At 62.4% G+C, this 26,485-nt stretch carries 25 protein-coding genes; 12 read left to right on the forward strand and 13 right to left on the reverse strand.

Translation table 11 applies throughout. The features are described from left to right. Nucleotides 1-52: 52 nt before the first annotated feature. Nucleotides 53-322, reverse strand: a complete 270-nt coding sequence (locus G8767_RS22000; RefSeq protein WP_003943854.1) for a helix-turn-helix transcriptional regulator — start codon at nt 320-322, stop codon at nt 53-55. A gap of 49 nt (nt 323-371) precedes the next feature. Between G8767_RS22000 and map the strand changes: the two genes are divergently transcribed. After that, nucleotides 372-1,136 (forward strand): type I methionyl aminopeptidase, encoded by a 765-nt coding sequence (gene map / locus G8767_RS22005; RefSeq protein ID WP_166811763.1) that lies wholly within the window; start codon nt 372-374, stop codon nt 1,134-1,136. 16 nt (nt 1,137-1,152) lie between these two features. Here map and G8767_RS22010 read toward each other — a convergent pair whose 3' ends face one another. Then, nucleotides 1,153-2,985, reverse strand: a complete 1,833-nt coding sequence (locus tag G8767_RS22010) for a glycosyl transferase (RefSeq protein ID WP_019746419.1) — start codon at nt 2,983-2,985, stop codon at nt 1,153-1,155. Between the two features lie 335 nt (nt 2,986-3,320). On the opposite strand from G8767_RS22010, the gene G8767_RS22015 reads away from it, so the two are divergent. Continuing rightward, on the forward strand, nt 3,321-3,992 hold the full coding sequence (locus G8767_RS22015) for an MspA family porin (protein ID WP_020968119.1): 672 nt from the start codon (nt 3,321-3,323) through the stop codon (nt 3,990-3,992). A gap of 22 nt (nt 3,993-4,014) precedes the next feature. On the opposite strand, the gene G8767_RS22020 is transcribed toward G8767_RS22015, so the two are convergent. The 5 genes from G8767_RS22020 to G8767_RS22040 all read right to left on the reverse strand — a co-directional run bounded on the left by G8767_RS22020 (nt 4,015) and on the right by G8767_RS22040 (nt 9,564). Further along, nucleotides 4,015-4,647, reverse strand: coding sequence for a hypothetical protein (locus G8767_RS22020; protein ID WP_206029639.1), 633 nt, complete (start codon nt 4,645-4,647; stop codon nt 4,015-4,017). 99 nt (nt 4,648-4,746) lie between these two features. Next, a complete protein-coding gene (locus tag G8767_RS22025; protein WP_166811765.1) occupies nt 4,747-5,355 on the reverse strand; it encodes a TetR/AcrR family transcriptional regulator in 609 nt (202 codons plus the stop codon). A gap of 73 nt (nt 5,356-5,428) precedes the next feature. Continuing rightward, nucleotides 5,429-7,282, reverse strand: a complete 1,854-nt coding sequence (locus G8767_RS22030; protein ID WP_166811816.1) for a galactan 5-O-arabinofuranosyltransferase — start codon at nt 7,280-7,282, stop codon at nt 5,429-5,431. 90 nt (nt 7,283-7,372) lie between these two features. Then, nucleotides 7,373-8,134 carry a decaprenylphospho-beta-D-erythro-pentofuranosid-2-ulose 2-reductase gene (locus G8767_RS22035; protein WP_019746424.1) on the reverse strand — a complete coding sequence of 254 codons (762 nt, stop codon included), beginning with the start codon at nt 8,132-8,134 and terminating at the stop codon, nt 7,373-7,375. Further along, nucleotides 8,131-9,564, reverse strand: a complete 1,434-nt coding sequence (locus tag G8767_RS22040; protein ID WP_124566833.1) for an FAD-binding oxidoreductase — start codon at nt 9,562-9,564, stop codon at nt 8,131-8,133. Before G8767_RS22040 ends, G8767_RS22035 begins: the two co-directional genes overlap by 4 nt. A gap of 63 nt (nt 9,565-9,627) precedes the next feature. Here G8767_RS22040 and G8767_RS22045 point away from each other — a divergent pair, with 63 nt between their 5' ends. From G8767_RS22045 to G8767_RS22055, 3 genes are read left to right on the forward strand one after another with little or no spacing between them, the layout of a single operon-like run. Beyond that, nucleotides 9,628-10,101, forward strand: a complete 474-nt coding sequence (locus G8767_RS22045) for a GtrA family protein (protein WP_269590777.1) — start codon at nt 9,628-9,630, stop codon at nt 10,099-10,101. A 54-nt stretch (nt 10,102-10,155) separates the two neighbouring features. Further along, nucleotides 10,156-11,082: a PIN domain-containing protein gene (locus tag G8767_RS22050; protein ID WP_166811767.1), complete on the forward strand. Its 927-nt coding sequence runs from the start codon at nt 10,156-10,158 to the stop codon at nt 11,080-11,082. A 19-nt stretch (nt 11,083-11,101) separates the two neighbouring features. Next, entirely contained in the window at nt 11,102-12,085 is a 984-nt protein-coding gene (locus G8767_RS22055) for an alpha/beta hydrolase (protein WP_166811769.1), read from the forward strand. A 13-nt stretch (nt 12,086-12,098) separates the two neighbouring features. Here the strand turns inward: G8767_RS22055 and G8767_RS22060 are convergent, their stop codons facing one another. Beyond that, a complete protein-coding gene (locus G8767_RS22060; RefSeq protein ID WP_143538629.1) occupies nt 12,099-12,683 on the reverse strand; it encodes a TetR/AcrR family transcriptional regulator in 585 nt (194 codons plus the stop codon). Between the two features lie 211 nt (nt 12,684-12,894). Here G8767_RS22060 and G8767_RS22065 point away from each other — a divergent pair, with 211 nt between their 5' ends. Genes G8767_RS22065 through G8767_RS22080 form a run of 4 tightly spaced genes read left to right on the forward strand, consistent with a single transcriptional unit; the run spans nt 12,895 to nt 17,451 of the window. Further along, nucleotides 12,895-13,686 (forward strand): cyclase family protein, encoded by a 792-nt coding sequence (locus tag G8767_RS22065; RefSeq protein ID WP_124566829.1) that lies wholly within the window; start codon nt 12,895-12,897, stop codon nt 13,684-13,686. 53 nt (nt 13,687-13,739) lie between these two features. Then, nucleotides 13,740-14,672 (forward strand): fumarylacetoacetate hydrolase family protein, encoded by a 933-nt coding sequence (locus G8767_RS22070; protein WP_097388030.1) that lies wholly within the window; start codon nt 13,740-13,742, stop codon nt 14,670-14,672. Further along, on the forward strand, nt 14,669-15,907 hold the full coding sequence (locus tag G8767_RS22075) for a thiolase family protein (protein WP_166811771.1): 1,239 nt from the start codon (nt 14,669-14,671) through the stop codon (nt 15,905-15,907). The genes G8767_RS22070 and G8767_RS22075 overlap by 4 nt, the downstream gene beginning before the upstream one ends. Next, nucleotides 15,904-17,451 carry an AMP-binding protein gene (locus G8767_RS22080; RefSeq protein ID WP_166811773.1) on the forward strand — a complete coding sequence of 516 codons (1,548 nt, stop codon included), beginning with the start codon at nt 15,904-15,906 and terminating at the stop codon, nt 17,449-17,451. The genes G8767_RS22075 and G8767_RS22080 overlap by 4 nt, the downstream gene beginning before the upstream one ends. On the opposite strand, the gene G8767_RS22085 is transcribed toward G8767_RS22080, so the two are convergent. From G8767_RS22085 to rfbA, 4 genes are read right to left on the reverse strand one after another with little or no spacing between them, the layout of a single operon-like run. Continuing rightward, nucleotides 17,440-18,300: a hypothetical protein gene (locus G8767_RS22085; RefSeq protein ID WP_166811775.1), complete on the reverse strand. Its 861-nt coding sequence runs from the start codon at nt 18,298-18,300 to the stop codon at nt 17,440-17,442. The two genes, G8767_RS22080 and G8767_RS22085, sit on opposite strands and share 12 nt — an antisense overlap. 34 nt (nt 18,301-18,334) lie before the next feature. Continuing rightward, nucleotides 18,335-19,453: a trypsin-like peptidase domain-containing protein gene (locus G8767_RS22090; RefSeq protein WP_253252807.1), complete on the reverse strand. Its 1,119-nt coding sequence runs from the start codon at nt 19,451-19,453 to the stop codon at nt 18,335-18,337. 24 nt (nt 19,454-19,477) lie between these two features. After that, entirely contained in the window at nt 19,478-20,083 is a 606-nt protein-coding gene (gene rfbC, locus G8767_RS22095) for a dTDP-4-dehydrorhamnose 3,5-epimerase (RefSeq protein ID WP_166811777.1), read from the reverse strand. A gap of 1 nt (nt 20,084) precedes the next feature. Beyond that, the gene (gene rfbA / locus G8767_RS22100) at nt 20,085-20,960 is read right to left on the reverse strand and encodes a glucose-1-phosphate thymidylyltransferase RfbA (RefSeq protein ID WP_031331137.1); all 876 of its coding nucleotides are present in this window, start codon (nt 20,958-20,960) and stop codon (nt 20,085-20,087) included. Between the two features lie 98 nt (nt 20,961-21,058). Between rfbA and rfbB the strand changes: the two genes are divergently transcribed. From rfbB to G8767_RS22115, 3 genes are all read left to right on the forward strand, one after another. Beyond that, the gene (rfbB, locus tag G8767_RS22105; RefSeq protein ID WP_095969509.1) at nt 21,059-22,063 is read left to right on the forward strand and encodes a dTDP-glucose 4,6-dehydratase; all 1,005 of its coding nucleotides are present in this window, start codon (nt 21,059-21,061) and stop codon (nt 22,061-22,063) included. An 81-nt stretch (nt 22,064-22,144) separates the two neighbouring features. Beyond that, the gene (locus G8767_RS22110) at nt 22,145-24,046 is read left to right on the forward strand and encodes a glycosyltransferase (RefSeq protein WP_095969510.1); all 1,902 of its coding nucleotides are present in this window, start codon (nt 22,145-22,147) and stop codon (nt 24,044-24,046) included. A gap of 42 nt (nt 24,047-24,088) precedes the next feature. Further along, nucleotides 24,089-25,618 (forward strand): glycosyltransferase family 39 protein, encoded by a 1,530-nt coding sequence (locus tag G8767_RS22115; RefSeq protein ID WP_240952572.1) that lies wholly within the window; start codon nt 24,089-24,091, stop codon nt 25,616-25,618. Here the strand turns inward: G8767_RS22115 and G8767_RS22120 are convergent, their stop codons facing one another. Then, nucleotides 25,619-26,467: an ABC transporter permease gene (locus G8767_RS22120; protein WP_095969511.1), complete on the reverse strand. Its 849-nt coding sequence runs from the start codon at nt 26,465-26,467 to the stop codon at nt 25,619-25,621. Between the last annotated feature and the right edge of the window lie 18 nt (nt 26,468-26,485).

The raw sequence follows: 26,485 nt of genomic DNA on the forward strand, positions 1-26,485 counted from the left end.
CACAAGGAACGATGTTAGGCGAGTGCGGGCCCGCACATCCTGAGAGAACTACTCAGGATGCAACTTCCTGTTCGGATTGTGGTGTTTCAAGTGTTCGGGCGATGGTGTCGAGTGAAATACCCAACACTTCCGCGACCGCGCTGATGGTGAAGAAGGCGGGTGTCGCGATGCGTCCGGTTTCGATCTTGCGCAGAGTTTCGACCGAGATCCCGGCGTCGAGCGCTACTTGAACCATGCTTCGGTCCCCCCGCGCTGATCGAAGCAGTTCACCCAGTCGTAGTCCTCGTTCGAGTTCTTCCGCCGTCAGCGGCACGCGCACCATGTGCTTATAGTAATACCGGTATAGTTATTCGACAAGGAAGGTGTTCGAGATGGTCGAAATCAAGACCGCAGGCGAAATCGAGGCGATGACGGCGGCGGGAAGAATCACGGCGCAGGCTCTGGCTGCGGCGCGTGCGGCGGCGAACGTCGGGGTGACGTTGCTCGAACTGGACGCCGTTGCCGTGGAGGTTATCTCGGCAGCCGGTGCCTCGGCGCTGTTCTTGAACTACCGGCCGGCAACGGCACCGACACCGTTCCCCGGCGCCATTTGTGCGAGTGTGAACGATGCCGTGGTGCACGGTATCCCGAATGGGTACCGACTCCGTGACGGTGATCTGGTCAGCATCGACTGCGGTGCGAGACTCGACGGTTGGTGTGGTGACTCCGCCATCAGCTTCACCGTCGGGAAGGGGAGCAATGAGGATCAGGCACTGATCGACGCGACCGACGAGGCACTTGCCCGTGGCATTGCCGCCGCTCAGCCCGGAAACCGATTGGGCGACATCGGTGCCGCGATCGGACAGTACGCGCGCGGACGCGGGTACGGCATGCTGGCCGATCACGGTGGGCACGGCATCGGCCGCGAGATGCACGAAGGGCCGGACGTGCCCAACGAAGGTCGAGCAGGCAAAGGCTTCCGGCTACGGCCCGGCCTGGTCATCGCCATCGAACCGATGCTCATCGCCGACGGAACCGACGACTACCGGCACGACGCCGACGGGTGGACCCTCCGTACCGTTTCGGGCGCCAGGGCTGCGCACAGTGAGCACACGGTCGCGATCACCGAAGACGGTCCGGTGATCATGACCCGCTGATCAACCCTGCAGTTGGCTAGCTCTGGTTCGAGGTCTTGCCGCTCACGAGGTCTCGTACGTCCCACACCCACACGTCGTCGACGCGCTTGGCGTCGAAGCCGACCAGCTCGTCGACCGTGTGGCGCAGGGCGTCGTCGCCGGAGAATCGGGGAAGCACCAGGACGTCGGCGTGCCAGTACCGTAGGTCGGTCAGCGCGTTGGCTCTGGTGCCCACGTCGATCAACGGAACCTTGCCGGTTTGTTTGGCATTGACCAGCAGGGTCGAGGTGGGCCGGGACTCGGCGCCGTAGATTCCGGCGCGGGTCTTCGAATCCGGGCCGACGAAGTACCCGCCGGCGATGGGGAAGCCGAAGTCGGCGTCGACCTGCCAGCTCAGTGCGCGGGCGTCTTCGGCGCTCGCGACGGGGACCGTCACCAAGGTGCCGTCGCTGACGTAGTTCTCCCACGAGCCGCTGGTGATGAATTCTGGGGTCGCAGATCGCTGATCGGCGTCGATGGGCGTCGGGATGAGGGGAATCATCGCGACGGCGAGCGCCACCAGCCAGACACCGGCTGCCGTGCGGCGCGGTCCACGAAGTTCGACGAAAGCGCGGTAGGTGCCGAGGGTGAGCAGCAGTCCGATCGCCGGAATCGCGCCCATGGCGAATCGGGATTCGAGCACCGATTCGAACAACGGCAAGTCGGCGAGGAGTTTCCACGGCAGGGTGATGCCGGTCTTGTCACCGTCGATGGTCAGTTCTGACCCGAGTGAGAGCACACCCATGACGACGATCACTGCGGCCGCAGCGCGGGTCAGGCGGATGCGCCACAACCACACCGTTGCACCGAGAAGCAGGAGCACCAACGGCCAGCCGAAGTATGCGTTCTCCTCGGTCGGGTTCATCCGGAACTCCGCGCCCTCGGGATCGCCCGCGACCGATTCGGTCGGGAACGTGGTGAGTGCAGCGGTGTCGTTGCCGGCCTGACCGTGTGAGACGCCGTCGTAGCTCGCCGGGCCGAAGAACTGCGACCACAGCGGCACCGCGGTGATCAGGAGTGTGACTGCGCCGCCGATCACGAGGCCGGGCATCGCGCGCTTGATCGCCTGGCGGGACTTGGCCAGGTCGGGCAGGGCGTATGCGGCGCCGAACACCATGGCTGACATCGTGAAGATGAGGAGCGGCTCTTCGCCGAGGAAGATCTGCCACGCGACGAGTAGGCCGAGAACGATTCCGTCGCGAACCGGACGCTTGCCGTTCGAAATGCGTACTACCTGCAAGAAGATGAAGGGGAGTACGAAGAAAGCGACGAAGTTCGGATGACCGTTGGCGTGCGAGATCATGGCGGGCGCGAATCCGCAGAACCCCGCTCCGACGGCGGCGGCGATCTTGGAGCGGACGGAGACACCGGTCAGTACGTGCCGCGAGAATGCCCAGTACCAAGCGATGGCAGTGCCGCCGAGGCCGGCGGTCAGCCCGATCGCATACGTGGCCGTCGGTCCGAAGATCAGCGTGATCGGGGCCAGCGGGATGCTGATGCCGAACATCGCGGTGTTGGCCATCAGGTTCACACCGAGCGGGTAATTCTGCAGGTCACTGAACAGCGGGCTGCGGAACTGGGCGAGCGCGTGGGCGGTGTCGGCGAAGAACCATTCCCACATCGCCTGATCGCGTCCTGCGTTGAAGAGGTAGCCGGACTGAAGATCGCTCCACAGGTTCGACATCACGTAGATCGCCGCAACGGTGAACGTCGCCATGATCGCGAGGTCCACAAGACGCCCACGCTGGACGACCGAGCGCCGCACTGCTGAACGGACCCGCCCTGGACGTGCTTCTTCGAGCAGTTGGACGTCGGGCAAGGTCTCGGTCATGCAGTCGGTGCCTTTCGGTTCTGGCGCCCATCCCTGAAGTCGCAGTTCTCAGAAGTTCGGGGTGGCCTATTTAGGTCTCGATTCGATAACTTCCACTGTCAGAGTAACGAACAAAACGGTTCGCGTCCGCGAGCGGGCGTAGCCAGCGGGACAAACCGGTCCGACCGACTTGTCCGGAAAGTAATGTTTTCGTGCATCGTTTGACGGGTTCGTGACCGGGGTATCGCAACAAGGATCTTGCTCGCGTTTGTTCAGGCAGCCCCGACGAATCCCATCCTCGACGAAGAGTTGGAACCTACGTCCGGGGCCTATACCGGATGGGATGGTGCTTGTGCATGTCGAAGACAGCAGTTCGCAGTAGCGCAGTGGGGGCAGTGGCCCTGTTGGCCGTTGTCCTGGGGGGTGGGACGGCGTCGGCAGGCGTCGACAACACCAGTTCGATCACCGACGTCAAAGGAAATCGGATAGAGGTCTACCAGGCTGATACCGCTATCCACGTCTTTCCGCCTCTCGACAGCTCACCGCTGAGCGTCGAGTTCTTCCACGACGGGGTTGCCGGCGTGAAGATCGACGGGCCGGACGCAGCAAGTTTCACCGGCACGAAGCTGACGATCGGTTATCAGATCGGCTATCCGATCGCGTTGACCGGCGCGACGGTCGTTCTCAACAGCCCCGGTCTCGACTGGGCTGTCGAGAGTGGAACCAACCTCGGTATCGGTCTGGTTCCGGACTTCGAACTGGGCCTGGACATTTCGAACGGGTTCGCCATCGGCGGCGACATCATTCCTTCACAGGAACTGGACGTCGATCTGGCGCCGGGCGGTATCACCGACGTCGCGCTGCTCGAAGATCAGGAATTCGACGGTCCCGAAGCGGCCGTTCGGCTTTCCGGAGTTCACGGATACGTTCAGGGAGCAATCGGGCCGGTGACCATCAGGCCGTACGCGAAGGCTGTCACCTCGAATGGCGATACCGTAGTTACTTACGGTGTGCCGCAACGGTTGTAGTGCAGTACCGGCGCTCCCGCCGTCACGCTGCAACAGCGTGGTGGTGGGAGCGTTCCGCGCTGTGAGTGGTTGACGCGGTGCCACGAATAGGCTCCGCGTCCGCCCAATGAGCGCTGCGGGAAACACTCACGAGCTTCGCGACCAGTCGTGCCGCGATCCACACGAGGTACACGGCGGTGATCAGAAGCAGGAGTGCCCAGTCGTGCGCGAAGAATCCGACTATCCCGCCGATCGTGAACGCGAGGGCGACAAAGACCACGCGCCCGCCCACGTCGGTCTCGACCAGATACTCGGGTTCGACCGGGTCGTCGGGTTCGCTCGATTCATCGACGTCCCCAGCCGATTCGGCTCTGGACTTCTCGTGGTGTTCGGTCGGGATCTCGAGCAGTTCGCCCCATTCGAGCACCGCAACGGTGTGCGCGGTGTCGGTCGGGATCGCGCGGTAGTCGCGAGACTCGGACACGTCGATGAGAGCCCTTGCCAGAGTGAGGACTTCGATGCGGTTGCGAATCGCGACACTCAACACTTCGTGAAAGGCCTGCTCGCGCCCGAACGGTTTGCCACGTGCAATGACCAGAACATGCTCTGCGGAATCGAGAACTGCACGATGCGGTACAAGCTCGCGGCTTTGCGCAACGAGTTCGCTCACTGTCATCACCTACCCCGCCGGTGGTTGATGCGGCCGTTTGCTCGACTGCGCTTGGAGGGGCTGAGTACCCCGGCAGTTTCGGAAACAAACTCGCCGGGTGGCGTGTCAGATTTGCGCAGCCGGGGCCGAGAGTGCTCCGAGGCAACTTTCGATCAGGTCGGCCACGATGACGTGAGCACGTTCTCGGCTGTCGACGCGGCCCTCCCAGGTGGCAAAAGTGACGACGGCGAGCACGGTCAGAGTTCCCGCCCGAAGCTCGGCGATTTCTGCCGGCAACGAGGACGCAGCGACGATCCGTCGCTGGACTTCGCGGAAGCTCTCGGCCTGCATGTGATCGCGGATGGTCGACGACATGGCCGGGTCGAAGATCGACTGCACCAGGAACCGTGCGTACAAAGTGCCCTCACGGTAGATGGTCTGTTCCGCCAACGGCAGGACCAGAGCCTCGACGAGAGCACGCATCGTGGACGGATCCGACTCCAGGTCCAATGCATCGAGCAAGTCACGCCGACGGTCGCCGGCAGGTCGCATTCTGGACTCGACGACCGCCGCCAGCAAACCCTCGCGTGAACCGAAGTGATACTGCGCAGCCGACTTGTTGGCCTGCCCGGCTTCGGTCTGAACATCTCGAAGCGTCAGAGCGGCCAGACCTCGTTCGGCAACCAGACGCTCGGCTGCATCGATCATTGCCGCTCGGGCATCGGTTCGGGTCACGGTATGAAGTTAGGGGTGCGCCGGGGTCGCGTCAACGACCCCGGCGGTAAGCCTTTTGTGACGTATCTCCTGGTTAGATCGCGTCAGAGCGGGTAACGACCACAAACGGGCCCTGCTCTGTGACCGTGAATCGCGGATCGTCGAACAGTTCCTTGGGGAACGTGACCGTGTAGCGGCGGACGTTCGGGTCGTTGGGATAGACGTCCTCTGCCAACCGCAGGGTGTACCCGTCGGCGCCCTGGCGGAAGACTAAGGCGTCGGGGCTGCGCCACGGCGCCGAGTCCAGTGCAGCTATCAGTTCGTCAGGGGTCTTCAGTTCCGACCACTGCTCGATCAGCGCGGCGCGGGCGCGGAAGTCGGCGAGCGGGTTCGCGTAGTGCGACGTCAATCCTTGGAAGCCGAAGTACGGGTAGAAGCTCAGGAAGCCGATGTCGGCAGTGAGCACCACCGTGTCGTGGGGTTCGCGTCCCAACTGCTTGCGGATGATCCGGTCGATGTCGGCGTAATTGGCTTCGGCCCCGGGTGGCCTCTTGTCGCCGCGCTCACCGTTGCCGTCGGTATCGCTGTATGCCACAGCGATATCCGGTGCCAGCACCTGCGGGATGTTCTGCGCGAAGGCGATGGCTCCGATGACACCGAGTGCAACCAGTACCGCTTTGACGCGGGGATTTTCGCTGGTGGCCAGGACGATCCAGCCGGCGAACTCGAAGAAACCGAACACACCGGCGGCGGCAAGCAGTCCGATCAGCACTGGCTCCAGCCGGAATCCGAGGAGCGTGCTGCCGGCAACGGTGAACGTCATGGACAGCAGCGCCCACAGATAGACGGCAATGACACCGATACCGAGTGCTCGGGCGCGGCGGGAGAACAGGAACCGCGAAATCAGCCAGACCGTGCCGAGTAGGCACAGGCCGCCGACGAGCGAGAAACTCAGCATCGGGAAGGGCAGCACCGCACCGGAATCGGGGAGGTAATGCATTGCCGTGCCGGATTCTGCGGTGGCACCGGAGAGTGCCTTCAACAGGTACGGAGTCCACACGGTCAGAGCGACCAGTCCGGAGATCACGGCGATGACAGCGAGCCTGACGAGGGGGCCAAGCGCGGCTTTCCACGTGTTCTGGGCGCGTGCGGCAAGTACTGCGGCAACGACGGCCATCAGAGTCACGGCGAATGCGGCGAATCCGAGGTACAGCGTGTAGACGGTTGCGGCGAAACCGAGGAACAGGCCCGTTCCGAGAATTGCGCCGGCTCCGGCAAATCGAGAGGCACCCGGGCGATCGAGAGCCCCCCACGCCAGGATCAGCACCGGCGGGATCAGGAGGTTGATGACGGCGCCGTACGCCTCGGGAGAGTTGTACGCCAACACGACGGCAGTGACGGCCAGTGCTGCGACGACGGCCCAATCGCGTCGAATCAGCTTGGTCCACAACACGAGTGCGACGACGGCGACGACTGCCAGGGAACCGATCGCATATGGCTTGAAGGCTTCCCAGCCGTCCATGCCCAGTAGGTTCGCGACGCGTCCACCGATCCAGAACCAGCCGGCCGGGTAGAACGGCGGCAGATCCACGTACGTCATGTCCTGCAGCGCAGCAGAATCCGTCAATCGGGTCAGGTATTCGGTGCGAAACTGCTGATCGACGGAGACGCCGTGCAGATACAGACTTGTCGCCGCGAGGGGAAGACCGAGCGTCGTGGTGACGAAGCCGGAGAGCCCTGCCCACGAGAGGAGCTTCGCGACCCGCTCGGCTTTGCGGGCGCGGAACATCAGAACCGCGATTCCGATCACCGCGATGCAGAGCACCTGCAGGACCGTCGTGACCGCCTGCGTGACGTTGGACGACGTGAACGCCGGCCACTGCACTCGGCCGAAAGCAAAGAGCCCGACAGCGGCTACAACAGCGGCGACCAGCGCTCCGAGGACCATTTCCACCACCGTCGCCGCGGCATTACGCCACGGCGACGGGGTCGAAAGGTCTGTACTCGGAGCAGTTGTTGTTTCTGGCACGGGAGGAGCTTAAACCGGCAACTTCCGGAAGATCGGGCGCGGCACGTGGCGAAGACCCATCATGACGAAGCGCCACGGGCCGGGAGTCCAGACGATTTCCTTGCCCTTGTCCGAGGCGGCAACAGCGAGCTTCGCGACGATGTCCTTGTTGACCGTCAGCGGAGCTTCCTTGACGTGGGCGCTGAACTGGGTGCGCACCATGCCGGGGCGAACGACGGTTACCTGCGGTCCGAATTCCGCGAGAGCCTCGCCGAGTCCGAGGTAGAAGCCGTCAAGGCCCGCCTTGGTGGAGCCGTAGACGAAGTTGGCACGCTTGACGCGCTCGCCGGCAACCGACGACATCGCGATGATCTTGCCGAAGCCCTGAGCCTTCATCTTCTCGCCGAGAAGAACGCCGACCGAGACGGACGCGGTGTAGTTGACGTTTGCCACCAGAACGGCCTTGCGCTGGTTCTGCCACAGCTCTTCGGAGTCACCGTCCAGCGCGAAGGCGACGATGGCGACGTCGACGTCCCCGTTGGAGAACGCCTGGTCGATGACCTTCGGGTGCGATTCGAAATCAACGGCGTCGAAGTCGATGAGCTCCACCGAGGTGGCGCCCTTCGCTTCGAGCTGCTTGACCGCAGCTTCGCGTCCCGGGTCGCCGGGAAGAGCCGCCAGAATGACGCGGAGCGGCGCCTTCTTCAGGTATTCCTCACAGATGGCGAGGCCGATCTCGGAGGTTCCACCGAGAAGCAAAACGGTTTGCGGGTTACCTACAGCGTTGATCACAGTTCCAGCCTTCTGGACATATCGGAGGCGAAAACGCCTGTGGGGTCGTACTTGCGGCGCGTCGCGATCCACTCGTCGATGCGCGGGTACATGGCGTGGAAGGTTTCCGCGGACGTTCGCGAATCCTTGGCCGTGTAGAGGCGTCCACCGAATTCGAGGACACGCTTGTCGAGTTCGGTGACGAACTCGTTCAGGCCCGGCTTGATACGGAAGTCGACGCAGATGTTCCAGCCCGGGATCGGGAAGCTCAGCGGCGCCTGGTTGCCCTCGCCGAACAGTTTGAACACGTTGAGGAACGAGTAGTGCCCGCTGCGCTGGATGTCGACGATGATCTTCTTGAACTCGTCGACGGCCTCGGGCGGAACCACGAACTGGTACTGCAGGAATCCGTTGGATCCGTACGCGCGGTTCCACTCACCGAACATGTCGAGGGGGTGGTAGAACTGCGTCAGATTCTGGACCTTGCCGCGATACTTGCCGGACTTGCGGAACCAGACCTCACCGATCGCGGTGAAGTTGAACTTGTTGGCCAGCCCGTTCGGGAAGACGTCGGGGAACGTCAGCAACTGCGGTGCATCGAATGCGAGCGGGTTCTTCTGCAGTTTGGCCGGAAGCTGATCGAGCTTCGCCAACGATCCGCGCGAGACTGCCGCACGACCGAGCTTCGGGGGCGCGGAAATCGCGTCGAACCAGGCGCTCGAGTACTCGTAGTTGGCCTCGCTGCCGTCGCTGTGCAGCGCGATGGTCTCGTCGAGGCTGTTGGTGACGTCGCCGTCGGCAATGAAGTACGCCGTCTCGGTCGGTGTCATCTTGATGGTGGCGCGCAGGATGATGCCCGTCAGGCCCATGCCGCCGATCGTGGCCCAGAACAGCGCGGCCTTGGGATCGTTGCGCCCGCCCTTGGGGGTGAGAGTGCGAACCTTGCCGTCGGCCGTCAGCAGATCCAACGACACGACGTGGTTGCCGAAGCTGCCCGCGCTGTGGTGGTTCTTGCCGTGGATATCCGAGCCGATGGCGCCGCCGATCGTGACCTGGCGAGTACCCGGCAGGACCGGAACCCACAGGCCGAACGGCAGAGCAGCCTTCATCAGCTGGTCCAGATTCACGCCGGCGTCGACGTCCACCAGAGCGGTGTCGCGATCGATGCGATGAATGCGGCTGAGTGCATTCATGTCGACGACCAGCCCGCCGGCGTTCTGCGCCGGGTCGCCGTACGAGCGGCCGAGGCCGCGCGCGATGACGCCGCGTCGCAGATGCGAGGGCTTGGAATCGTTCTGTTCCGCAACCTGGGCGACCGCGTTCGCGATCACTTCCACGTCGGGGGTGGACAGCACCTGTGCGGTGGTGGCGGCGGTGCGTCCCCAACCGGTGAGGGTGCGGGCTTGGGTGTGGAGAGCCGGCTTCGGCGTCTCTTCTGCTGTCGTGGACATCAAGGTAGAGGTTACCTGGGAGTAGTGCCGACGGCTCCGACTCGAGTGGTTACTCTCGTCGTCGTGCCCGAAACACCTGCAAGTCACCAGCACGAACCCCACGTCCCGCTGCCCGTCGAGATTCCTGTCACGACGGACATCGCTGACGACGCGATGGACCTGAAAACGCAGATCGTCCGGTTCGTCGCGACGGGTGGGCTGTCGGCGGTCGTGGACTACGGGCTGTACGTGCTGCTCTTTGCGTTGGGATTGCCGCGCGTCGCCGCAAAATCGCTGAGCTTCGTCGCGGGCACCACGACGGCGTACCTCATCAATCGTCGGTGGACGTTCAAGGCCGAGCCTTCTCGCGCCCGCTTCATCGCGGTTGTTGCGCTGTACGCGGTCACTTTTGCGGTCCAGGTCGGACTCAACGAAGTGATGGTCCATGTCTTCGACGAACATTGGTGGCGGACACCGCTGGCCTTCGTCATCGCGCAGGGCACCGCGACGGTCATCAACTTCATCGTTCAGCGGGCAGTGATCTTCAAGATCAAGTAACGGTTCGGGGTGGATTAGCGCATTCGTCCGGTTTCGTGGGAGAGAATCGAGCCCATGATCATCGTTCTCGATTCCTCGGCCCTGACCAGGGGCGCACGGTTCGACGCCGCCATCGCCGACGCTCGCGCACTCGGACACCGCGTCGTCGTGCCGCGATTGGTCGTTCTCGAAGTTGCGAGTCGCTATCGCGAGGAATCGGCGGAGATGATCGCGGCCCTGAGCGTCCAGGCGCGTATGTACGACCGACTGGGATTGCGGCGCGACCTCACGAGATTCGTCGACGCAGCACACGACAAGGCCGACGGCTATGTCGACGACGTGATCGAAGACCTCGTGGCGATCGGCGTCGAAGTGGTCGATCCAGTTGACGTCTCGCATCTCGAGGTGGCCGAGAGGGCGATCTCGCTGCGTCGGCCCTACACCGACAAGAAGAAACGTGACGGATATCCGGCGACCCTGAACTGGCTGACCGTGCTCGATCTTGCCGACCGGAACCCGGGCGTCGACGTGATCTGGGTCAGTTCCGACGCACGGGCGTACGGCGACGGCGAAGACGGGGTCTGGCACGCGGATCTCGCGCGTGAACTGGCGGCGCGCGGCCTCGAGTATCGGATCCGGTGGGCGTCGGACATCCCGCTGATCGACGGACCGGTGCAGGTGGAGCAGGTGGCTGAGGTCGCACCCGAGGCCCCGGTTGCTCAGGGCTTCGTGGAGCCGGAAGCGGTCGTTCCAGCAGAGATTCCCGAACCCGCGGCCCCTGTGGTTCCCGCAGCGCCCGTCGTTCCGGAGGCACCGCCATCAGCTCCCGCGCCCAAGCCCGTACAGCGCGCAGCGCGGACGAGAGTTGCGCCGCAGCGCATCGAACCCGCCCCGAAAGCTCAGTCCGGTGGACTGCGCGGTCTGGGCAAGGTCATCGGCGGGCGGAAACGAAAGGTCACGATCGTCGACGATCTCGACGAAGTCGACCTCTTCGGTGCCTGATCGCTTCTAATCTGGACAGATGTCTCTGTTGCCGACTGTCAGTCGTAGGACCGGAACTCGATACGGCAGGCCGAGTATCGAATCGCAAGTCCTCTACAACGCGTGTCGATGGATGCTTCGGCCAGTGGTCGGGATTGCTCCGCTGACGCCTGGCGCCATGCGCCGCGCCGCAGTGCTGGACTCGGCCGCGGGTGTACGCATTCCCTCCGGGATCGATCGGGAAGCGATTCGTTTTCCAGGTTTCGACGGTGAGCTCGTGCGGACGGCAGGCTCGACGGCTGATCTGCGCGACGGTGTAGTTCTCTACCTGCACGGCGGCGGGTTCATGTGTTGCGGGCTCAACACGCATCGACCGGTGGTTGCCGGCATCGCCAAGCGAACCGGCCTTCCGGTCCTGCACGTCGCGTATCGGCAGTTGCCGAGCACGAGCATCAGTGGGTCCGTCGACGACTGTCTGGGTGCATACCGGTGGCTCCTCGAACAGGGAGTATTGCCGGAAAAGGTTGTCTTCGTTGGTGATTCGGCCGGAGGTTTCCTGGTTTTCGCGACGGCGCTTGCAGCTGTTTCCGCCGGGCTCGAGGTTCCGGCCGGACTGGTCGGACTCTCGCCGCTCCTCGATCTCGATTGCACCACCAAATCGGTTCACGCCAACGCTCGACGCGATGTCATCGCCCCGGTGTCGGCATTGATAGCGATCGGAAAGCTTGGCGGACAGACGAACTCACCTGTCGACGGCGATCTGGCCGCGCTGCCACCGTCGTTGCTGATCGCCGCCGAATCCGAGGTTCTCAGAGTTGATTCGGAGGTGATGGCGCAGCGGCTCGCCGCCGCGGGGGTGCCATGCTCGCTGCAGATCTGGAACGGTCAGGTTCACGCGTTTCCCGCCGTGTGGCCTGGCTTGCCGGAGAGCCGGGCTGCGTTACGCGACGTTGCCAGGTTCATTCGCACCAGGCTCGATGCGGTCCCACCCCAGGCCGCGGGCGAAAGTTGTTCGGGAAGTTGAACTTCCGTTCCACCTATGGATTCTCGTGTGCTCGGGCATAGATCGATTCGAGTTCGGTTACCGCCGAACGTCGATCGACGTTGTCGGGATCGAGGCGATGTTGGAGGTTGATCCCGAGAGTGCCGGCCAGAAGGGTGACGGCAACCAACTCCGGATTGGCGACCGGTGTGTCGATCGAACGCAGGTAGTCCGCGTACAGCGTTCGCATTGCGACGTACTGCTCTGCGTAGGTCTCGCGGATGGTGGACCCGGGAATCACGGCTTCGATCAGGATGGTCGAGAAAATTCGTGCCTCGGGGTACGACATCAACACGAAGTTGGCTTCGATCAATGCTTCGATTCCGGTCGCCGAGGATGATGCCAACTCTGCGCGCAACTTCTCCATGCCCCACCGGAATGCGTCTTCGACGACGGCTCGTAGAAGCCCGTCTTTCGATCCGAAGTGCCAGGCCACAGACCCTCGGCTGATGCCGGATCTTTCCGCCACGGCTTGTACGGACATAGCGGCCGACCCGCCTTCCGCAGCCAGTTCGGCCGCGGCCTTCACCAGTCGCCGTCTGGTTTCCTCGGAAATCTCCTGCTTGCGTGTCGACGCCATTCGGTGTTCCTGCCTTCTTTCGTTCTCGAGTGCAGCCAATTCCGGCACGCGGTGACGTCGACGTGCCCGTCGGGGCCGAGACCTGCGCACCGGCACTCATGCTACGAGGCCGGCCATCGGACGGCCGTATTCCTCTCTCGATACCCTCTTGCCTATGTTGATAGTCCAGTTCTATGCTGAGCGTCCAATAACTTAACGGAAATGGGCGGACATGGAACTCATCGATCTGACTAGAACTCTCGATCCGGCCGATCGGGAACTGCTCCCCGAGGGTTTGAAGGCACTGGCTTCCGTCGTTGCCCCCTCGGTGGCCTACTCGCACCCCGCAGGTGCCGGACGCGACGAGTTCGCGGCAGCACTGCAGTGCGGAGTTCATGATCTTCCGGACGGTGAGGGGTGGGGATCGGAGATGTTGAGTGAGTTCAACAGCCATCTGGGCACACACGTCGACGCGCCGTTGCACTACGGATCAACCTCAGAGGGTAAGCCTTCTCGCACGATCACAGACATCGCGTTGGATGAATTATTCTGCGAGACAGTGGTGCTCGACTTGCGCGGCCGGTGCGAGGCGAATCAGCCGATCTCGGTGGACGCGCTGAAAGCTGCCCTGGCGGAAAACGGTGCGTCCGTTCCCCAGGGTGGTGCCGTGTTGCTCCGTACCGGACAAGAGAGCTTCACCTTGGCCGATCCAGGGTTCTTTCAGTATCCAGGGATGAGTCGCGAAGGCACGCTGTTTCTCGCCGAGCAAGGCGCGAAGGTGCTGGGCACCGACGCTGCCGGCTGGGACTTGAGCTTTGCAGTCATGGCGCAGAAATTTCGCGACACCGGCGACAACTCGGTTCTCTGGGACGGGCACCGGGCCGGACGCGAACGTGAAGTATTCATCGTTCAGCAGCTGTCGAACCTCGCCGCGCTTCCGCCCTCGGGATTTCACGTGGCGTTTTTCCCGATCAAGCTTGCGCGAGCCAGCGCTGCCCCGGCTCGTGTGGTCGCGTTCGTCTGAGCAGAATTCCCGCCTCAACTAACGAACAATTCAGTGAAAGGTATTGATTCACAGTGAAACTTGCGACCGTCGAATACGAAAAGACCCAGCAGACGGCTCTGGTGACGGGCAGCGGCGAGCAACTGTTGTTACTCGAGCGAGCTCATCATGATGTGACGGGAAAACCGGCTCCAGAACTGGAAACCATGCAAACCATCATCGAAGGTGGTCCGGCGGCACGGGAGATCCTGGATCGGCTTGCAGACGAGCAGCCGGCAAGTGCAATCGTCGACGCGGGTGATGTGCGCTGGATGTCGCCGCTTCCTCAGCCGGTCCAGATCCGAGACTTCGGCTGCTTCATGGATCACTTCCGCAACGCTCGCGCCCGAATTCAAGGGGTCGCACTCGAGGACGTCGAACTGCCGAAGATCCAGTTGGAGCGCCCGCTGTATTACATAGCGAACCGATTGGCGGTGACCGGACACGAATCCGACGTCGTGTGGCCCGAGTACTCGAGCCTGCGCGATTACGAACTCGAATTCGCCTGTGTGCTGGGGCGCGGTGGAACCGACATCTCACGCGCGGATGCCTCTGCGCATATCTTCGGTTACACCATCTTCAACGATTTCAGCGCCCGCGATACTCAGCTCGAGGAGATCTCCACCGGACTCGGTCTCAGTAAGAGCAAGGACTTTTCGAACGCGAATGTCCTCGGCCCCTGGATCGTGACGGCCGACGAAGTCGGTGACCCCTACCAACTCGAGATGACCGCGAGAATCAACGGAGACGAGGTGAGCCGAGGAACCAGCGCCGACATGGACCATCGTTTCGAGGACGTGATTTCGTTCGCCTCGACTTCCACGCGGCTGTACCCGGGTGAAGTCTTCTGTTCCGGCACCGTGCCGAGTGGATGCGGCTTGGAACACGGGCGGTTCCTCGAACCGGGAGACGTAGTCGAACTCGAGGTCGCCGGCCTCGGTGTATTGAGGAATCGAGTGGTGGCGTGAGCGGCGAAGTCATGGTTCTCGGTGTCGGCGCGACTCCCTTCGGGCGGCACGCGGATACCTCGGCCTCGGAATTGGCGGGGCGTGCGGCGATCGATGCCGTCGAAGACGCGGGCCTGACCCGCGGTGACGTCGGTGCAGTCTTCTACGCGACCGTCAGTCAGAAGGCGATCGACCGGCAGCACATGATCCCAGGCCAGATTGCCTTGAGGCCTTACGGTTTCGGTGGAGTCCCGGTCGTCAATGTCGAAAATGCCTGCGCCGGCGGGGCAACGGCACTCTGGCTGGCGATCGCCCACGTTCGCGCCGGTCTGTCCGAGGTCGCATTGGCGGTCGGGGTGGACAAGCTGGTGTGCTCGGATCCGGCTCGAAGTCTGGAGGTGTTCGACGGTGCGCTCGACGTTGCGCATCGCGACGAGACGCTCGCCAGCCTTGCTTCGCTGTCCGCTCCGGTGCCGGGTGAACTCGGATCGCAGGGTGAGCGTTCGGTGTTCATGGAGATCTACGCTTCTCTTGCCCGGGCGCACATGGAGAGATTCGGAACGACCGAGTTCGAACTCGCGTCCGTAGCAGCCAAAAATCATGCGCATTCCGTGCACAATCCGCGGTCGCACTTTCGCAAACCCTTCACTGTCGACGAGGTGCTTGCCGCGAGGCGAGTCGCGTGGCCTCTGACCGTTCCGATGTGCTCGCCCGTCAGTGACGGTGCAGCGGCGGTCGTTGTGACCACTGCAGACTTTGCGCGAAGGCACGATTCCTCTCGGCGGGCGGCGCGGGTACTCGGTTGCAGCTTGGTGTCAGGCACGGATCGGGCCGCAGATGACGTGGAGAGTCACATCGGTCGCCGAGCGGCAGTGAGCGCATACGAGGAAGCCGGAGTCGGGCCAGGCGATGTGGATGTGGCAGAGGTCCACGACGCCACGGCCTTCGGTGAAGTACAGCAGGTCGAGAATTTGGGGTTCTGCCCGATCGGTGAGGGCGGCGCATGGTCGGCGTCCGGTGCGAGTTCATTGGGAGGCGTGCGTCCGGTCAATCCGTCAGGTGGGCTCGAATCCCGTGGTCATCCGGTCTCGGCAACGGGACTGGCGCAGGTCTTCGAGCTTGTCACGCAGTTGCGTGGACAAGCAGCGCGGCGACAGGTTCCCGGGGCTCGAATCGCGGTCGCAGAGAACGGCGGAGGTCTCTACGGCATCGAGGAAGCCGTCGCCGCGGTCACGATCTTGGGAGGGCCACGATGAACGCGGACATGATGAACGATGAACCGATGGCGCCAGGCTTGCACGAGCAAGCGGGATATGCGGATCTGATTCTGTCGGCGCTGCGACGCCGACCAGACCACATCGCGTTTCGATTCACGGATCGGAACGGTGATCGGGCCGAGCTGACATATCGGCAGACCGCGGAACAGATCGAGCGGATTGCAGGTGTCCTCGGTAGCCTCGCTCTGCCGGACGGAGGCGGGGTAGCCCTGCTGGCGGGTCCGTGTCCTGAAGCATTCACGGTCATGGCCGCGGCGTGTCTGGCGGGCGTGCGCTACACGGCACTCCATCCGCTCGCGACCGAAGAGAACGACAGGATGGTGCTGAAAGACAGTGGTACCGATCTCCTGTTGGTTGCCGACGGACAGTTCCAGGCGCGCGCCGAAGCGGCGCAGACTCGAGTGATGTCACTGTCAGCCCTCGAATCGGCGTGTGAATTAGTTACGGCGGGAACAGGTTCAGGCTTCGGCGGTCAGGGTCGAGCTTTGTATCTCTTCTACACCGGTGGAACTACCGGTGAGCCGAAGGGCGTCATGCTCAGGGATCGATCCTTGGTCGCCAATGCCTGGGCCTGCACCACGTGGGAGTGGCCGGCTGATACCACCATGCTGCTCACTACGCCGATGTCTCATGCTGCCGGTCTGCTCGTCGCACCCGGTCTGCTGCGAGGTGCAAGCTTCGAGTTGCACCGGTCGTTCGACCCGGACAGGGTTGTCGATTCAATCGAAAATGACGGAGTCACAGCTACATTCGTCGTTCCTACGATGCTCTACGCCTTGCTCGACCATCCACGTCTGTCGGATGCGAATCTGTCCGGGCTGAACTGGATGCTTTACGGTGCTGCACCCATCGACCCCACCAGGCTCGCGCAGGCAGGGGCGGTGTTCGGGCCGATCCTCAGCCAGCACTACGGTCAGGCCGAAGCCCCGAATGCGTTGACGGTGCTCGATACACGTGAGCACACGGACGATCCCGCAGTTCTGGGGAGTTGTGGGCGCGCGATGCCAGGTGTCGAAGTGGTGTTGTTCGACGAGCAGGGAAACGAGACCGCGACGGGCGTACCCGGCGAGCTTTGTGTGCGAGGTCCGCTCGTGATGGACGGCTATTGGAACAAACCTGAACAAACCGCTGCAGCGCTCGCGAATGGGTGGTTGCACACCGGCGACGTTGCTCGGATCGACGAAACTGGGCTCATCTCGATCGTCGACCGCATCAAGGACACGATCATCAGTGGTGGATTCAATGTCTACCCGCGCGAAGTCGAGGACTCGCTCGGACATCATCCCGCAGTGGCCGCCTGTGCAGTATTCGGTGTCCCCGATCCTCAATGGGGAGAAGCGGTTACCGCGGCAGTCGTACTGAAGACGGGATGGTCGGTCACGCCCGAGCAGCTCGTCGCACACGTGAGATCACACAAGGGCCCGATCTGGGCGCCCAAGGAGATTTCAATTCTGGAAGCGTTGCCGCTCACTGCCTTGGGGAAGGTCGACAAGAAGGCACTCCGAGGCGCTTCACAGACCTAGAGACGCGACAACTGCACTTGCGAGGGCGTCGGCAGATCCGGGGGCGAAGGGCAGAAAGAGTTCGGGCTCGATCAATTCCACTTCCATGAGCAGTGGTTGATCCACCGGCCCCACGACGTCCACACGCGCATAAAGCAATTCGCCGGGACCGCAGGGGGCTGCGGCCAGCGCCGCGTCGGCCACCGCGAGTTCGGCGGTGGACGGTTCGTGGACGTGGTTGGTTCCGCCGTGGAACTCCTGCACACGGAAGTCGTTGGTGGCCGGGATCTTCCGGACGGCATGGGAGTAGCGCCCACCGAGGTGGATGATCGAGCGCTCACCGTCGACGACGTCCGAGATGAAGGGCTGAACCAATGCGTCGTTACCGCCGTCGAGGATCGAGCTGAGGTGAGTGCGGGCCTGCGCGGACCCCGCGGCAAACTTTCCCACTCCGACAGCGCCGGCTGACACCGCAGGCTTGACGATGACGTCGGCACTCTCGAACGAAGGGAGGGTGAGTGTTTCGCTCCTTCCGGGGGTGATCACCGCAGTGGGGACGATGGGGACGCCGGCCGCGGCAAGTTCGGTCAGGTATCCCTTGTGGGCGTTCCACTTCACGATCGAGAGCGGATTGGCGATCGGAGCGGTCAGCTGAGCGAGAACGGCAAGAAATTCGTCGAGGCGCTGGGTGTAGTCCCAGGTCGAACGGATCAGAACCAGGTCGGCGTCGATGTCGTGGAGGGACGGACTCGACCACGGCGCCATTGTCGACGCAATGCCGTAGGTGGTGAGAGCTTCCATGACGAGTTTGCTTTCGACATCCGCCTCGCGGGCGGCGCCGTCACAGGTGAGCAGGAGAACCGTGGTCATGCCACGATGCTTTCACGGCTGGCGCATTGTCCGACTAGCGAGGTGGCCCCTCGTCGAGGACGAGGGAACCGGTCCCGGGTTGTCCCGTTGCGTCCACCCACGTCACTGCGACGGTGTCGCCGGGGCGGTGCGAGCTCATCGCCGCATTGAGATCGGCCGACGACGCGATCCGGCTACCCCCGAACTCCGTGATGACCGCACCTTTGGTGAGCCCCACCCGCTCGGCCGGCGAATCGAAGCTCACGGCAACAACTTCGGCGCCGGCCGGCATGTCTGCGTGGTCCTTCACCGCGACACCGAGCACGGGAGTCGGTCCCACGCGCACGGTTTCGGAGGAGCGGCCACCGAGTACCTGATCGACGATCGGTAGTGCCGTGTCGATCGGTATCGCGTAGGACTGAGGCGCCGGCGAGGTTTCGGTGCGGTCGGTGACGGCGTTGCCCGCGCTGCTGACGCCGATCAGTTCGCCCACGGCGTTGACCAGCGGGCCACCGGAATCGCCTGGCCGGATGTCCGCGTCCACCTCGATGAGGCCTTTCAACTGGTTTCGCGATCCGTCGGACGCGTTGCGGGTGTTGACGGTGACACCGAGGTTGGTGATGACGCCGGGAGCTGGGACGGGTACGCCGCCACCTTCGGCATTTCCGATTGCGGTGACGGCATCCCCGCGAGCGGCTTCCGCGGACTTCCCGACCACTGCCACCGGCAGATCGGTGGCGCCCGCGAGGCGCAGGACGGCAAGGTCGCTGACGCTGTCGTACCCGAGGATCTCGGCGTCGTAGATCAACCCGTTGGACATGCTGACGGCGGTGACGTCCGAGGCTCCGCTGATGACGTGGTGATTCGTGAGCACCACCCCGTCAGGGGAGAGCACGATCCCGGTCCCGGCAGTGGTGGTGAATCCGGCCGGCGCCGTGATGGTGACGATGGTGGGGACCACCCGGGCCGAGAGCTCCTCCGGAGTGAGTGGAACAACGGGCGCGGGTGGGGTGGTCGTGATGACCGTGACGGGGGCGGACTCGATCGTGCCTGGAGTCAGGGGTGGGGCGACCAGCGCGAGACCGCCGAGGCCGGCTGCGAGAACGACTGCCGTCCACAGGCCGCGTCTGCTCGCGCGTTTGGTCATCCAGCCGTCCGTCCCGCCGGTCGTCACCCCATCGAGTGTGAAAGGTGAAGATTACCGATTCGGCGATTCTTCGGCCACAAAACCGGGCAACAGACCGTCTGCGCGGAGCGTTGTCAGGGACGGTGCAGCAGCGTCCTTTGCGGAGAGTTCGTAGGTCAGGGGCTTGCCCTGACGATCCGTCCTCGGCCAGTCGATCGCGAGTTCCGGATCGAAGGGATCGAGGTCGCGGTCCAGATGGGGGGAGTATTCGATGCTGCAGAGGTACATCACTGTCGATCCGTCTTCGAGTGAAAGGATCGCGTGGCCGAGGCCTTCCGCCAGGAATACTGCTCGTCGATCGACGTCGTCGATCACCACCGCATCCCACTCGCCGAAGGTCGGTGATCCGACGCGCAGGTCGACGACGACGTCGAGGAAGGCACCTTTGACGCAGGTGATGTACTTCGCCTGTCCGGGCGGATTGTCGGTGAAGTGGATCCCGCGGAGGCTGCCGGCTTCGGAAACCGAGCAGTTGGCCTGAGCGAGGTCGAGAGTGCGGCCGGTCGCGGCGGTGAAGGTGGAGCTTTTGAACCATTCGAGAAAGACGCCGCGATGGTCGCCGAACTGCTTCGGCGTGATCTCCCAGGCTCCGGCGATTTTCAGTGGACGAATTTCCACGTCACCATTCCTTGCCGTGCTCGAGCAGTTCGAGTAGATAGTTGCCGTAGCCGGATTTTCCCAATGCTTCTGCCTGAGTGCGTAATTGGTCGGAGTTGATGAATCCCTGACGCCACGCGACCTCTTCAGGTGAACCGATCTTGAGGCCTTGGCGGTGTTCGATGGTCCGCACGTAGTTCGCTGCCTCGAGCAGGGAATCGGGTGTGCCGGTGTCGAGCCACGCGGTTCCGCGAGGGAGGACGTCGACAGAAAGTTTGCCAGCTTCGAGATAGTGCTGATTGATGTCGCTGATTTCGTATTCACCACGCGCAGAGGGCTTCAGAGTGCGTGCGATGTCCACGACGTCACTGTCGTAGAAGTAGAGACCGGGGACGGCGTAATTGGATTTCGGTGACGTCGGTTTTTCCTCGATGGACACCGCCCGACCCGAGTCGTCGAATTCGACAACACCGTAGGCGGTCGGATTCGATACCCAGTAAGCGAACACGGCGCCACCGTCGATATCGGAGAAACGCCTGAGTTGGGTTCCGAGGCCGGGGCCGTAGAAGATGTTGTCGCCGAGGACGAGCGCCACGGACTCGGATCCGATGTGATCCGCGCCGAGGGTGAATGCCGTTGCAAGGCCATTGGGTTCGTGCTGGATCGCGTACGTGAGGTTCACGCCGAATTGTGAGCCGTCGCCGAGCACTCGACGGAATTGCTCCGCATCGTGCGGAGTCGTGATGATCAAGATATCGCGAATATCGGCGAGCATGAGAGTGGAGAGCGGGTAATAGATCATCGGCTTGTCGTAAACAGGCAAGAGTTGCTTGCTCACTCCGAGGGTGATCGGGTGCAACCGCGACCCGGTGCCACCGGCCAGAATGATTCCGCGCATGCGTGCAGTGTCCTGCACTCCTGCCTGCCGACGCAAACGGGACACTGCGAATTCGGCCGCTAAAGTGGGAGTTCGTTCGATGAACCTGAGGAGATGAAGTGCGACTACTGGTAACCGGGGGTGCCGGCTTCATCGGTGCCAATTTCGTTCATCAGACGGTGTCGACTCGTCCCGACGTGGAAGTCACGGTTCTCGACGCTCTGACCTACGCCGGAAATCGCCAGTCCCTTGCGTCCGTCGAGGACCGGATCACGTTTGTTCACGGCAACGTTGCCGACGAGCCTCTGGTCGACGACCTTGTCTCGCGTTCCGACGCAGTCGTGCACTTTGCTGCCGAAAGCCACAACGACAATTCCCTCGCCGATCCGGAACCGTTCCTGCGGACCAACGTCATGGGGACGTTCTCGCTCTTGCAGGCAGTGCGTTCGCACGGGGTCCGCTATCACCACATTTCCACCGACGAGGTGTACGGCGACCTCGAACTGGATGATCCGACGAGGTTCACGGAGACGACACCGTACAACCCGTCGAGTCCGTACTCGGCGTCGAAGGCATCGAGTGATCTGTTCGTGCGCGCCTGGGTGCGGTCGTTCGGGATCGCGGCGACCATCTCCAACTGCTCCAACAATTACGGCCCCTATCAGCATGTGGAAAAGTTCATCCCGCGCCAGATCACGAACCTGATCGACGGGGTACGTCCTCGGTTGTACGGCGAGGGCCGCAACGTCCGCGACTGGATTCACGTCGAGGATCACAACCGTGCAGTCTGGGACATCATGGACCGAGGCAAGTCCGGCGAGACGTATCTGATCGGCGCCGACGGTGAAACCGACAACCGAACGGTGATCGCGGCCCTGCTCGAAATCTTCGGACGCAAGCCGGACGATTTCGACTTCGTCACCGACCGCCCCGGTCACGATCTGCGGTATGCGATCGATTCGACGCGACTGCAGCAGGAACTTGGGTGGAAGCCGCAGTACCGCGATTTCCGAAGCGGTCTGGAAGCCACCGTCGAGTGGTACCGCGACAACGAACAGTGGTGGCGTCCGCAGAAGGCCGGTGTCGAGGCAACGTATTCAGCCGGAGAATCCGTCGTCCGCTGAATCTCCGATCGCCGCGGTTGATACCCTCGAGCCCGATACGTGCTCAGATGTAGCTACATCAACAACGGTAGGGATCAGTAGATGAACGAGGCCTCCGCGGATACGCCGGTCGCAAATGACACGGCTGTGCTTGACGAGGTAATGGTCGAGCATCCACACGGGGATCGATTTCTGGTCCAGCGTGGCATCTTCCGATCGATGTCCCCCAAGGTGCCAGAGGCAATGTATGTGGTTACCAAGGGAGACGCGCTCGTCGGTCGGCATTCTCTGACATTGGGCGAAGCGGCGACCGCGAGCACCAACACGTATTTCGGACGATTTGCTGCCAGTTTCTGGCAGCGGTGGACGCGTGTGAGCTCGGTGCGGATTCAGCTGAGCTACGTCGGCGACGGCGGGCTCGACGTCAGCCTGCGTGCATCGGATGTGCGCGGACGCAAGCGGACGATTTCGCTTCACTCGGTCGCCGGATCGGGTGAACTCTCGATCGACGCGCCGCTCGCTCATTTCGTCGACGGCGGGGCAATGTGGTTGGAATTCGTCGCGACCAAAGGTTCAGTTGTGGTTTCCGGCGTGTCATGGACTGTCTCGGCCCCCGAGTTCATACGCCCGGCGGCTGTTGTCATCTGCACTTTCAATCGCGCCGACGACTGTGTCGAAACCGTCGCAACCATGGCGTCCGATACGGGTGCGATGACCGGAATCGACGCCGTCTGTGTGGTCGATCAGGGCACGGATCAGGTTCAATCCAGGGATCGTTTCAAGACTGTCGCGCATGATCTCGGCAAGAAGTTGATTTACCTGACGCAGCCGAATCTTGGCGGCGCGGGCGGATTCTCGCGTGGAATGCTCGAAATCACCTCCTCGTCAGGTTCTGAGCACGCCAACGTCATCCTCATGGACGACGACATTCTCTGTGAGCCCGAATCGGTGCTCAGGATGAATGCATTCGCAAACATGACGGTCGAGCCGGCAATCGTCGGGGCTCAGATGTTGTCACTGAACAATCCGACCATGTTGCATGTCAGTGCGGAGCGAGAGGTCCTCGACGAGCTCAAGGCCGGGGTCCTGACTCCTGGCGCGATGATGGGCGTCGACCTGTTGAAGAAGAAGCAGGAGATGCGCTTCGACGCCGGCTGGAATGGTTGGTGGACTTGCCTGTTGCCGGCAGAGATCATCTCCGAGCTGGGCTTGCCGATACCGCTTTTCTTCCAGTGGGATGACATCGAGTACGGAATCCGAGCGCGCTTCGCGGGCCACCCGACGATTACTCTGCCCAATGCCGGTGTCTGGCATGCGGATTTCCACCTGAAGGATTACGACGACTGGTCCCGGTACTTCAGCATTCGAAATGGGTTGATCGTTTCTTCGATCTACGGCCCGTTCGACGGTAAGGTGATCTCGAAGTTCTTGTTGCGCAAGATTACTCAGCTCATCGTAGGAATGCAGTACGGGTTGGCGGCAACATTCGTCAAGGCGGCTGAGGATTTCCTGCAGGGGCCTGACTTCCTTAACGACGGCGGGCAATCTGCTCTTGTCGACGTTCGCGCTCTACGTGATGAATACCCTGAGACGAAAATGCAGCCGGCCTCGGCGGTCGGTGCGGAGTCCGATCCACATACGCAGATGACGGTGTGGGAGTTCGAGCCCGACGAGAACCGCGAGGGTCTGGTGCTTCTCAAACGTGTAGTTCAACAGTGGACTGGGCGTGTCGACCGTCGACCGGTAACGGTTCCTGCGATCTTCGGCGACTGGTGGCATGTGTCGTTGTTCGAAAATGCGGCTGTCACGGACGCGTCGCAGAACGGCGTTCGCGTCCGTCGGCGCAACAAGAAGCAGGCTACCGAGTTGGCCAAGCGTGCGGCCAAAGTCTGTTGGGAGCTGCGCAAGCGCGCGCCTGAGATGAAGAAGGCGTATTCGGACGCCATGCCGCGCCTCACGAGCGCCGAGAACTGGACACGTCTGTACGGAAACAAGATCGGATAGCTTGTGGCCCTCCCGCTGGGGCAGAGGTTAGCCCAGTGGCGCTTGCCGGCTCTACTGGGGCTCACGGCTACCGTCGTGGGTGTCGCGTGGTCCGGTCGTCCGTCGTTCTGGTGGGACGAAGCGGCGACGGTCTCGATGGCGGACCGATCGATCCGTTCGACGTTGGCCACCCTCGGACACGTGGATGCGGTCCATGGGCTCTATTACGTGCTGATCCACTGGTGGTTTCAGGTTTTCGGGGTATCGGAATTCTCTGCGCGAGCACCGAGTGGGCTGGCAGTCGGAATCGCGACGGCAGCGTTGGTTGTGCTGGCGCGGATGTTCGGGGGTACCAGGCTCGGCGTTATTGTCGGCGTGACCTTCATGGTGCTTCCCCGAGTTACCTGGGCAGCCACCGAGGCACGCTCGTATGCAATGGTGCTGGCATTGTCCACGGTCACAATGCTGGTGCTGGTGTGTTCGCTACGAACGTCGAAGCGCGCGTGGTGGATCCTGTACGGCTTGTTGGCTGCTGTCTCTGTAGCGCTGTTCCTCTACAGTGCCGCGCTGCTACTGGTACACGCTGTCATCGTGGTGTTCGGCGCCCAGGTGATTCCGGAGGCGGATTCGAAGCGGAGTCGCTTCAACGGGTTGTGTTTTGTCGGTGCTTCCGCGTCCGCGGTCCTGCTTGTGTCCCCGCTGATCGCCCTGTCGCTCGGACAATCGAGGCAAGTCAGTTGGATACCACCGCTGGATCGGCATATTTTCACGACGATTGCCCTTGACCAATGGTTCCTTTCGAGTCCCTTGTTTGCTGTCGTAGCGGGGATCATCGTGCTTTCAGGGACGGCGGGCTATTTCTTCGCACGCAGTCGGTGGACTGTCGGGGATCGCGGTGCGTCGACTGTCGCACTGGTGTGGATTTTGGTCCCGATGGCGCTGTTTCTCGTGTATTCGTTCGTCCTGGGAAACATCTACATCGATCGGTACGTCATATTCACTGCGCCAGGTGTGGCGTTGCTGCTGGGTGTCATGATCAGCCGCCTGACGTCGAGCTGGGTCCTGGCCTCGGCGGCGATGATACTTCTTGCTGCGGCGTCGCTACCTTCGTACGTCAGCCAGCGAGAGCCGTGGGGAAAATCGGGTGGGATGGACTACAGCACGGCTGCGGATTTTCTGAAAGCCAATGCGAATGCGGGCGATTGCGTCGCGTTCCAACCGGTGGTGTCCTGGGCGCCGAGTTCGTTGCATGCCATCGCCGAGGTGCGGCCCGACTCGATCGAAGGTTTGCGAGATGTCGGCCTCGAGCATGATGCGAACTCGATCGACGAGCTATGGGATTCCGAATATTCAGTGGACGAGACGGCCGAGCGGGCACAGGGCTGCCAGACCGTGTGGGTCGTCACCGACGGTGAGCGTCAGAGCTATGAGGCACTACTTCATACGGCCAATGTCGTGTGGAATTTCGAGCCATTCCATTTCATCGACACGGAACTGTTCACGCAACTTTCAGAGCGAGGGTTCGTTGTCGAAACAGCGACACCGCTGAACCACCTACAGATCGTGCAGATGGTTCCTTCCACACACAGGTGACTACACCCAGTACGCGACGCGTGAACGGTAGTTGCGCATGGCCAGAAGTGCCAGGCCCCACCCGACGACGGTGACGGCGAGCACGATGACCCAGTGGTATAGCTGCTGGTCCCCGCCCAGGAGCGGCGTTCGCACGATGTCGAGGAAGTGATACAGGGGATTGAGCTCCGCGATTCGTGCTCGTTCAGCGTTGGCTGTTCCTTGCAGTGACTTCTCGGTCCAAATGATGGGAGTCATGAAGAACAAGAGTTGAACGACGCTCGCGAGCAACGGGCCGATGTCACGGTACCGAGTGGAGAGGATGCCGAAAACCAGGGAAACCCACACGGCGTTGATCGCGATCAACGCCAAAGCGGGAATGAACGAAAGATCCGTCCAGGACAGCTGTTTCGGGAACACGATCAAAATGACGATGTAGATCACGAAGTTGTGGGCGAAGAGAATCAACTGGCGCCAGACCAGCCGATACACGTGAACGCTCAACGGCGTGGGTAGTTGTTTGATCAGTCCCTCGTTGGAAATAAAGACTTCGGCGCCCTCGAGGATGGCACCGGAGATCATGTTCCACACGATGAAGCCAAGAGTGACGTACGGGAGGAACTCCGCGATGTCCAGATTGAACAATGACGAGTAGAGGATGCCCATCGCGACTGCAGTGGTGCCAGTGGCGATAGTGATCCAAAACGGTCCGAGGATGGATCGTCGGTAGCGCTGCTTGATGTCCTGCCACCCGAGATGGAACCACAGTTCACGATGGCCGAGACCCTCGCGCAGATCCTGGATTGCTCGCGCGAACGTGCGGGACGCCGGCGCTATGGGGGCCTTGTCGGCAAGGGTTGGGGCAGACACAGCCGCCAAGCCTACTCG

This window comes from Rhodococcus sp. IC4_135, from assembly GCF_011602025.1.
Taxonomy (GTDB): domain Bacteria; phylum Actinomycetota; class Actinomycetes; order Mycobacteriales; family Mycobacteriaceae; genus Rhodococcus_F; species Rhodococcus_F baikonurensis.

Excerpts from the sequence above, each read along its gene's own strand:
- G8767_RS22000 (WP_003943854.1), bottom strand. The coding sequence starts at position 322 with ATGGTGCGCGTGCCGCTGACGGCGGAAGAACTCGAACGAGGACTACGA.
- map (WP_166811763.1), top strand. The coding sequence starts at position 372 with ATGGTCGAAATCAAGACCGCAGGCGAAATCGAGGCGATGACGGCGGCG.
- G8767_RS22015 (WP_020968119.1), top strand. The coding sequence starts at position 3,321 with ATGTCGAAGACAGCAGTTCGCAGTAGCGCAGTGGGGGCAGTGGCCCTG.
- G8767_RS22080 (WP_166811773.1), top strand. The coding sequence starts at position 15,904 with ATGAACGCGGACATGATGAACGATGAACCGATGGCGCCAGGCTTGCAC.
- G8767_RS22040 (WP_124566833.1), bottom strand. The coding sequence starts at position 9,564 with ATGTCCACGACAGCAGAAGAGACGCCGAAGCCGGCTCTCCACACCCAA.
- G8767_RS22055 (WP_166811769.1), top strand. The coding sequence starts at position 11,102 with ATGTCTCTGTTGCCGACTGTCAGTCGTAGGACCGGAACTCGATACGGC.
- G8767_RS22060 (WP_143538629.1), bottom strand. The coding sequence starts at position 12,683 with ATGGCGTCGACACGCAAGCAGGAGATTTCCGAGGAAACCAGACGGCGA.
- G8767_RS22050 (WP_166811767.1), top strand. The coding sequence starts at position 10,156 with ATGATCATCGTTCTCGATTCCTCGGCCCTGACCAGGGGCGCACGGTTC.
- G8767_RS22020 (WP_206029639.1), bottom strand. The coding sequence starts at position 4,647 with ATGACAGTGAGCGAACTCGTTGCGCAAAGCCGCGAGCTTGTACCGCAT.
- G8767_RS22030 (WP_166811816.1), bottom strand. The coding sequence starts at position 7,282 with ATGGTCCTCGGAGCGCTGGTCGCCGCTGTTGTAGCCGCTGTCGGGCTC.
- G8767_RS22010 (WP_019746419.1), bottom strand. The coding sequence starts at position 2,985 with ATGACCGAGACCTTGCCCGACGTCCAACTGCTCGAAGAAGCACGTCCA.
- G8767_RS22085 (WP_166811775.1), bottom strand. The coding sequence starts at position 18,300 with ATGACCACGGTTCTCCTGCTCACCTGTGACGGCGCCGCCCGCGAGGCG.
- G8767_RS22065 (WP_124566829.1), top strand. The coding sequence starts at position 12,895 with ATGGAACTCATCGATCTGACTAGAACTCTCGATCCGGCCGATCGGGAA.
- G8767_RS22110 (WP_095969510.1), top strand. The coding sequence starts at position 22,145 with ATGAACGAGGCCTCCGCGGATACGCCGGTCGCAAATGACACGGCTGTG.
- rfbA (WP_031331137.1), bottom strand. The coding sequence starts at position 20,960 with ATGCGCGGAATCATTCTGGCCGGTGGCACCGGGTCGCGGTTGCACCCG.